We start from the raw sequence: 8550 nt of genomic DNA on the forward strand, positions 1-8550 counted from the left end.
GGCGGGCGGGCCGCACCGACCGCCTTCCCGCTGGGCGTTACCGAGCAGCCGGGGGCATCTCCGGGCGGACATGGTCGGGGAAGTCCGGGTTGGTCCAGCCGGTCGGGGCCAGCTTGTTCGCCGGGGGGCGCAGTCGAGAGGTGTAATCGAGCACGGCCGATTGGTCGCGTGCCGAGAAGTCCTTGATCTGGCCGACCATCTTCGGATCGGCATTCTTGCGCCGGCCGAGTCGGATCAGTTCGAACTGCCGCATCAGATAGGCGTAATGCTGGCCGGCGATCGCCGGGATATGGTCCTCGGCATCCCCATCGCCCCGCTCGCCGTGACAGTCGGCGCAGTAGGTCGCGAAAAGCTGTTCCCCATGTGCGAGATCCTGCCCGGGGCCGATCCCGTTTTCCGGCGTCATCGGTAGCCCTGCCACATAGGCGGCTACGTCGGCGATGTCCTGTTCGCTGCCGAGGATGCGCGGGACGGCAAACGGATACATCATCGGGTTGTCGCGGTTGCCGGCTCGGATGTCGGCAAGCTGCTTGATGATGACCGTGCGCAGTTGCCCGGCGATCTGCGGATAGACGCCATCCGGCGTGCCCCAGCCCTCCGGGTGGTGGCAGACCGAGCAGATCAGATAGATCTTGCGCCCGTTCTCGACGTTTGGCGTTGCCGCCATCGCTGCCTCGTACTCGGCGTGGGCGACCTCCGCCGGGGTCTGCGCCGCCGAACTCCCCCAGGCCGCGGCCAGATACAGGGCCGCGGCGCTCCAGGCCAGTCTCTTCTCGAACATCTCCATCCTCCTTTGCACCGGTTGGGCGACCGCGATCACGGCGCCAACGGTGGTCTCTTGTCGTATCGGCAAGAGGGTATGCGCAGGCCCGCCCGCGTGGCAACCGCGGACGTGCGCGGGCGGCTGGGGGGCTGGTGCGCGTTCGAACGGCGCGCCGGAGAAAACCACAATATATTGCGTTTGACTGCTGCCGATCGGCTATATATTGTCTCCTCAGGCCGCCGATCCCTTCGCTTCCAGGCCCCTGCCGCGCCCCCGCGCGGGCGCCTTGCGATCGACCTGGCCACCTTCCCGGACCGCCTCGAAAAGGAGACCTCATGGCCCAGCTCAGCCCATCCGTCGCCCGCCACGAAGACCGTGCCGAGGACCAATCATCCGAGGTCCATCGTCCGGCGCCGATACCGCCCGAGCCGATACCCCCCGAGCCGATCCTCCAGGTACCGGGGCGCATGCGGGTGATCCGCCGCAACGGTCAGGTCACCGGATTCGATCCAGGCAAGATCGCGATCGCGATGACCAAGGCCTTCTTGGCCGTCGAAGGTGGCACGGCGGTCGCCTCCAGCCGCGTCCACGAGCGGGTCGAGGGGCTGACGGGGCAGGTGGTCGGCGCGCTGACCCGCCGCCTGGCGGACGGTGGCACCGTCCATATCGAGGACATCCAGGATCAGGTCGAACTCGCGCTGATGCGCGCCGGCGAGCACCGCGTCGCCCGCGCCTATGTCCTCTACCGCGAGGAGCACGCCCGCGCGCGCTCGGCGCGGGCCGCCGCCCATGCAGCCCCGGAGGCGCCGGCGCTGCGGGTCACGCTGGCCGACGGCCGGATGGCGCCGCTCGATCAGGAGCGCCTCGCCCGGCTCGTCGGCGAGGCCTGCGCGGGGCTCGAGGCCGTCGCGCCGCAGGCGATCCTCGAGGATGCGCTGCGCAACCTGTTCGACGGGGTGGCCGAGGCCGATGTGGGCCGAGCCCTGATCATGGGCGCCCGGGCACGGATCGAGCAGGACCCGCAGTACAGCCGGGTCGCCGCCCGCCTGCTGCTCGACGGCCTGCGCCGCGAGGCCCTGGGCTACCTGGCGATGGCCGACGGCATCGAGACCCAGGCCGACCTGGCCGGGCGCTACGGCGAGTATTTCGGCGCCTATGTCCGTCGGGCGATCGACCTGGAACTGCTCGACCCGCGCCTCGCCCAGTTCGACCTGGCGCGCCTCGGCGCGGCGCTACGCCCCGAGCGCGACCTCGACTTCAATTATCTGGGCCTCCAGACCCTCTACGACCGCTACTTCATCCACACCGCGACCGGCACCCGCTTCGAATTGCCGCAGGCCTTCTTCATGCGCGTCGCGATGGGGCTGGCGATCGAGGAGATCGAGCGCGAGGAGCGGGCGATCGAGTTCTACGAGCTCCTGTCCTCCTTCGCCTTCATGAGCAGCACGCCAACCCTGTTCAACTCGGGCACGCTGCGCCCGCAGCTCTCCTCCTGCTACCTGACCACGGTGCCCGACGACCTCGACGGCATCTACGGCGCGATCAAGGACAACGCGCTGCTGTCGAAATTCGCCGGCGGCCTCGGCAACGACTGGACGCGGGTGCGCGGCCTGGGTGCCCACATCAAGGGCACGAACGGCAAGAGCCAGGGCGTCGTGCCCTTCATGAAGGTCGCCAACGACACCGCCGTGGCCGTGAATCAGGGCGGCCGCAGAAAGGGCGCGGTCTGCGGCTATCTGGAGACCTGGCACATCGACATCGAGGAGTTCCTGGAGCTGCGCAAGAACACCGGCGACGACCGGCGCCGCACGCACGACATGAACACCGCCAACTGGGTGCCGGACCTCTTCATGCGGCGGGTCGCCGAGGACGGCGACTGGACCCTCCTCTCGCCCGACGAGGCCCCGGACCTGCACGATCTGGTCGGCGCCGCCTTCGAGGTCGCCTATCTCGGCTACGAGGCCCGCGCCGAGCGCGGCGAGCTGAAGGTCGCCAAGCGCATCAAGGCCGTCGACCTGTGGCGCAAGATGCTCGCGATGCTCTTCGAGACCGGCCATCCGTGGATCGCGTTCAAGGACCCCTGCAACCTGCGCTACACCAACCAGCACGTCGGCGTCGTGCACAGCTCCAACCTCTGCACCGAGATCACGCTGCACACGAACGATCAGGAGATCGCCGTCTGCAACCTGGGCTCGGTCAACCTGGCCGCCCACGTCACCGCCGAGGGCCTCGACACCGAGCGCCTCGCGGGCACGGTGCGCACCGCGATGCGGATGCTCGACAACGTCATCGACATCAATTTCTACAGCGTCCCGCAGGCGCGCCGCGCCAACCTGCGCCACCGCCCGGTCGGGCTCGGCCTGATGGGCTTCCAGGATGCGCTGCATCGGCTGCGGATCCCCTATGGCAGCGAGGCGGCCGTCGCCTTCGCCGATACCAGCATGGAGGCCCTGAGCTACTTCGCGATCGAGGCCAGCACCGAACTCGCCGCCGAGCGCGGCCGCTACCCGAGCTTCGCCGGCAGCCTCTGGAGCCGCGGCATCCTGCCGATCGACAGCATCCGGCTGCTCGAGGAGGGCCGCGGCGGCTGGCTCCAGATGGACACCACCAGCCGACTCGACTGGGACGCGCTGCGCGAGCGGGTGCGCACGGTCGGGATGCGCAACTCCAACTGCCTGGCCATCGCCCCGACCGCGACCATCAGCAACATCGTCGGGGTCAGCCAGTCGATCGAGCCGACCTACCAGAACCTGTACGTCAAATCGAACCTCTCCGGGGAGTTCACCGTCGTCAATCCCTACCTGGTCGCCGACCTCGCGGCGCGCGGCCTGTGGGACGCCGTCATGGTCAACGACCTCAAGTACTACGACGGCTCCGTGCAGCCGATCGAGCGCATCCCCGAAGACCTCAAGGCCCTCTACGCGACCGCCTTCGAGATCGATCCGCGCTGGCTCGTCGAGGCCGCGAGCCGCCGCCAGAAGTGGCTCGACCAGGCCCAGAGCCTCAACCTCTACATGAGCGAGCCGAGCGGCACCAAGCTCGACAACCTCTACAAGCTCGCCTGGGTCCGCGGCCTCAAGACCACCTACTACCTGCGCTCGCTTGGCGCCACCCACGTCGAGAAATCGACGCTGGCCGACACGGCCCGGGCCAACCGCCTGAGCGCCGTCGGCGGCAGCTACCGCGCGCTCGACAAGACCAAGGGCCATGGCAAGGGAAACGGCGACGGCCAGGCCGCGCCCAAGGTCTGCGCGATCACGGACCCGGACTGCGAGAGCTGCCAGTGAGTTGGGCCGGAAAAAGTCCGGGAGGGCGGAATCCGCGGAGTACGCTCCGCGTACCCGTCTATCGGGCGTCGGAGCGGTCTTCGCCGGGCGGGTGAGCAGGACTCACGTAAAGCCTCTTCGCGATTTCAGAGACTTGATGCCATGACGAAGCGATCAACTGCCGTTTTTAGATTCATTCTTGCCCCGCCGATTCCATGACGCACAGCGTCACCGAGCCGGATCGATGCCGAGGTGGCCGCGGAGTCGGCCGAGGACCTCGGCGCGCACGCCGTCGCCGATGCCACTGAGCCGGGTCGCATCCCTGGCCTCGATCCACGCGACCTTGGCCGTGCGGATCACGGATGGGGCGGGCAGCCCCGTGCCGGACAGCTCATCGAGCACGACATCACCGGGTCAGCCGCATCTGCCGCCGCGCACGAGTCCGACACCGACACCGATCGCCCGGGAGGCCCTCGTCATGTAACGCGCAGCGACCAAGCCGGCTTTCCGCACTTCGGCTGCGGCGCGCCGAGCCTCGCGCTCGCGCGCAATTTGGTCCCCCTGACCCTCTGTGCGCGCATCATGGCCCCAAAAACCGCCGCTGCGGGCGGTTGGCCCCAGGATCCTCGGGCCTCGATCCACGCGACAGACCCGTTCCTCCCCGCACCTCGCTGGAGATATTTTCCAAGCCCCGCCGCTTCTCTTGCCGCTATCTCCCACGGGCTCGTCCAACAAACGGTTCAGATCGTCGCTCGCTTCGCTCGGACGATCTAACCTTATTCGTTAGGCACATTCCTGTCTTCAAGCTGCCTGTGTATTCGAACCGCCATGCGCGAAACGATATAAAGTGGTTGGCTCAATGTCCACTTCACCACCTAAAAATTGCAGGCAACCCCACTCTGAATCGATTTCTGCCGAGCCAAGATCCTCCGCAGACATGCGCTTTCCGATAAGGGGCTCAAGGTCTACCATAATGATTTCGCGATTCTCGAAAGTCAGCGAAAACTCGAATCCGGCCTTTTGTTCGAAGTCAATGAGCTTCATCTTTACTCCAGTGGCTCGATGGGATGGAAATTCTGCGTGGTCCACATTTCAATCAGTTCCTGCTGGTGTATCTCAGCCCATTCTCGCACGAGCTGTCGGCACCTTTTTGGAAGTCGACCCTCTATGATATTAAGATCGTCAAGCTCCATGACAGCAAGATATTCACCATACTTGATATGGATGTGTCTTGGTGGATGCTCACGATCGATCAGGAACATCCTGATCACAATTCCGTAGAAGCGAGCAATTTCTGGCATGGTTGTGCAGCGTATTGGATGTGTCAGCGCCCTAACGCTTGCCTAACCCGACCGGCCAAAGCGCGGCAGCGATTTGACCGGTCGGGTTGAGGCGAATGTTAAATGCCTATATTGCGCGGCTCTCTAGTGCTTGGAGTCTGTTCATGTTAAGTTCGTTAAATGATGAAATAGATGTTAATGTTGTATATTTGTTTACCATTTCAAACAGGCTTCCGATCTGGACAACTTCTAAATGAGACAAATAATAACGCCGTTGATACTCATTAGGTGAGTTTCCTACAAGCCAGCTTTTTCCAATATAATATTCCAAATTATTCTCTAATGTAGGTTCACGTTCGATTTCTCCGGTTCTTTTATAGCATACAGACCATATTCGATTATCTGGAACAACAAGAACTGGTATGACTAATGAAACTACGTCTTTTTCTTTTGTGGAGGCATAATGTGCTTCCTCAAGCAAATCGTATGAAGAATTAATTGCCTGACTAATTTTGTCAAAGACATCTCCATCATTTCCTACCAAATCGCTTCCTTGGCTTTCTTTGCGGCCGACTTGGTCAGTTGATTTCCCAACTGCCGTTAGTTTCTCATAAGGGCAGTTATCACCTTCCAAGGGAACGCGCATTGAGTTTTCATAAACTGGAATGTAACTAAGTGGCTCAGAAGACCAAATCAGATCCAAATAGCACTCATGTTCGTCCCGAGGCATGCAATGTATTACCAAGGGAAAGTTGTCTTTTAGATTTTTGCATTCAACGCTTAGACTGAGTTCAACAGAAACGTTTTGCTCTTCAATTAATGTTTTTCGTGCGCGAATATCGAACTCCCTTGTTCTCTTTGTAACGGGATCTTCGTACGTGCCCGAATGCTCGCAAGAAAATCCTAGAGAAGAGAGTTTGCGTAGTACTTTTATCTCAAACGAAAAATCAGAAAATCTTTCCAAATATTCCGATATATCTTCCTTTGTTATCGGGTCGCTTTTTAGTTTGACCATTCAGGTTTCCCTTGATGCATTTAACGTCACGCATCAGCCGGCCGCAAAAGGCAGAGCGAGGAACGAGCGGCGCTTTTTGCGGTCGGCTGTATGCCCTTGTTGGGCGAGTTGTTAACGTCGTTCGTCGCACTTCTTCCAAGCCACGATGCGGCGTCCGTTAGCGCTATAGACGGGCTCGATCATATTCTTGTCACGCAGATCATAAAAAACTCGCTTCATTGAGTTTTCTGATTTGATGCCGGTTATCTCTCTGCCTTGGCGATTCTTGATCGTCTTATTATGTTCCAAGAACTCCATTACGCGTTCTTGGGGGGAGGCGAGGGGCGTGTGCGGAATGACAACCGACACGCTGTTATTTCTTTCGGAGATTCGAGGCGCCTCAAGTCGAAATTCTTCCATTCTTTGAAATGCCGTGTTTAGTCCCTCGCCCATATCTCGGTTTGGGGCATTCTTATACTTGTTTAACGTTCGGACGATCTTTGATTTCCTAGAGAATCTGGAATCGAGAATGTTCTCAACGGTGACATAGCCTGGAAGCCGCCCTGGGCTTATAATTTCAATGCGGTTGTTATAGATCAGAACATGAATGTCATCGGAAATTGAGTAATCTCTATGAATGACGGCGTTAACCAATATTTCCCATATCGTTTCCGGCGGATACTTCGCCGCAACAAGCCCGGCAGGACCCATGACGCGGACGGCTTCCATCATGTTTGTAATTGTACCTGCCGCTATATGAATTTGCCTGTACAGAGGGCCTTCAATGGTGTGCTGGTCCTTCAGGTGCTCCCGTTCGGGGGTTTCTAAGTCGGTTTCGTATCTGGAGATCTTTATACCACAACGGCGCGGAAGTAATGGAACTGGGTTGTCGCTAAAGAGGAGAACGCCTGCCGTTCGCGGATCATAAGAGCGACGATCGACTAGGTTTTGATTAATTGTGAAATCAATTGGGTCACTTGCCGGAGAATAATCGTTCAAAAACGACCGCATTTCATCAGTTTCAAAAATGTCCTCAGCAGTAGCGCAGCTGACTATTGTATCTTCGTAGGAAGACTCTCCTTTAGCATAGGAAAGAGCCTGAATTTCATCGTGACTTGTCACGGGCAGCGATTGCGCTCCCCTGCGAACATAAACGATTCCTGCGGAGGTGCGGTGGACGCTTTCGCTTTTTTCTACGTAGACTCTCGCGGCGACGGTTCTGTCGCCTCTTCTCAAGATCTCTACTTGATGGGGTACTTGTGGCGAAGTCTGGAGAAGATTCTGGAAGACGAAATTTAGGTCTTCGACAGCCTGGGCTCCGTCCCAACGGGCGGCTGGATTCGGCTCCTCTTTCGCGTCTTTGATACCAACAACAAATTCGCCACCGTCAGCGTTGGCAAAGGCCACGGCGATCTTCTGAACGCCCTTTCCGCTGATAGCGCTTGACTTATTGTCGAAGAAGTGTGACTCCTCCCTTTGTCCGAAGTCAGAGACCTCGTTCTCGCTTAATTCCCTCTCTTTCACCTATTTCTCCGTCGGCATTACGTGCGTCGATGCTCTGTTAGTTCGGCGCCCAACGATAAGCTAAGCCGCCCCTGGCAGGGCAATAAAAAACCGCTCCGAGCTTTGGGCAGGCGACTCCTGCGGGAGCGCAGCTACGGGGTCAAGTCTTGCAATCACGCATTGCGCGATTGCAAGACTTGGCCCCGGTCTTTTTGTGGCCCCGGTCTTTTTGTGGCCCCGGTCTTTTTGACCCCGGTCTTTCTCATATCTTGAATCCTAACGCCGCAAATCAGCCGCGCGAGGTACGAGCGTCGGCTGGGTTTGGCTTGTTAGCTGGTGCCTGGAAGAAAACCCCTTTGAATTCAAAAAATCCGCTCGCCTCATGCCGCCGCGGGGGTGGATTTTCATTCGGTTCGAGGCCGTCAGCGAGGAATACGGGGCGGCGATGGGAATTATTTTCATCTTCCGCGTCCATTGGACAGACCTGTCCCTCGGATCGGCCCCGATGGCCCGCGCGAGGCGCTCAGGCGGCGCGTTTTCGTCGGCGCCGCTCGGCCTCTGCCTTGTCGTTGGCCAGCAGGATCGCCCCGAGGCGATGGAGGTTGCGCGCCACCACCGCCAAGGCGACGTAGCGCATGAAGCCGTCGAGGCCGTGATCCGGGCAGCGGTCCAGGCCGTGGGCCTCCAGCGCATTGATCGCCGACTCCACCGCCGAGTGGCGCCGGCGCAGGCGCTGAAAGCGCG

At 60.2% G+C, this 8550-nt stretch carries 7 protein-coding genes and 1 pseudogene; 1 reads left to right on the forward strand and 7 read right to left on the reverse strand.

Annotation, left to right across the window (positions count from 1 at the left end):
* Positions 1-37: 37 nt before the first annotated feature.
* The gene (locus CKO41_RS17340; RefSeq protein ID WP_200254896.1) at positions 38-781 is read right to left on the reverse strand and encodes a c-type cytochrome; all 744 of its coding nucleotides are present in this window, start codon (positions 779-781) and stop codon (positions 38-40) included.
* Between the two features lie 317 nt (positions 782-1098).
* On the opposite strand from CKO41_RS17340, the gene CKO41_RS17345 reads away from it, so the two are divergent.
* Positions 1099-4050 (forward strand): ribonucleoside-diphosphate reductase subunit alpha, encoded by a 2952-nt coding sequence (locus CKO41_RS17345; RefSeq protein ID WP_200383178.1) that lies wholly within the window; start codon positions 1099-1101, stop codon positions 4048-4050.
* Positions 4051-4257: 207 nt separating this feature from the next.
* Here the strand turns inward: CKO41_RS17345 and CKO41_RS17350 are convergent, their stop codons facing one another.
* The 6 genes and pseudogenes from CKO41_RS17350 to CKO41_RS17375 form a co-directional block, all read right to left on the reverse strand.
* Complete coding sequence (locus tag CKO41_RS17350) at positions 4258-4431, reverse strand: hypothetical protein (RefSeq protein ID WP_200383179.1); 174 nt, start codon at positions 4429-4431, stop codon at positions 4258-4260.
* A 399-nt stretch (positions 4432-4830) separates the two neighbouring features.
* Positions 4831-5073: a DUF2442 domain-containing protein gene (locus tag CKO41_RS17355; RefSeq protein WP_200383180.1), complete on the reverse strand. Its 243-nt coding sequence runs from the start codon at positions 5071-5073 to the stop codon at positions 4831-4833.
* A gap of 2 nt (positions 5074-5075) precedes the next feature.
* Entirely contained in the window at positions 5076-5330 is a 255-nt protein-coding gene (locus CKO41_RS17360; protein WP_200383181.1) for a DUF4160 domain-containing protein, read from the reverse strand.
* A 106-nt stretch (positions 5331-5436) separates the two neighbouring features.
* Positions 5437-6324, reverse strand: a complete 888-nt coding sequence (locus CKO41_RS17365; RefSeq protein ID WP_200383182.1) for a hypothetical protein — start codon at positions 6322-6324, stop codon at positions 5437-5439.
* A 111-nt stretch (positions 6325-6435) separates the two neighbouring features.
* Positions 6436-7827 (reverse strand): ATP-binding protein, encoded by a 1392-nt coding sequence (locus CKO41_RS19045; RefSeq protein ID WP_200383183.1) that lies wholly within the window; start codon positions 7825-7827, stop codon positions 6436-6438.
* Between the two features lie 502 nt (positions 7828-8329).
* Positions 8330-8550, reverse strand: a pseudogene (locus CKO41_RS17375) (ISNCY family transposase); the annotation flags it as partial.

The sequence above is a fragment of the Thiococcus pfennigii genome (assembly GCF_016583835.1).
Lineage (GTDB): Bacteria > Pseudomonadota > Gammaproteobacteria > Chromatiales > Chromatiaceae > Thiococcus > Thiococcus pfennigii.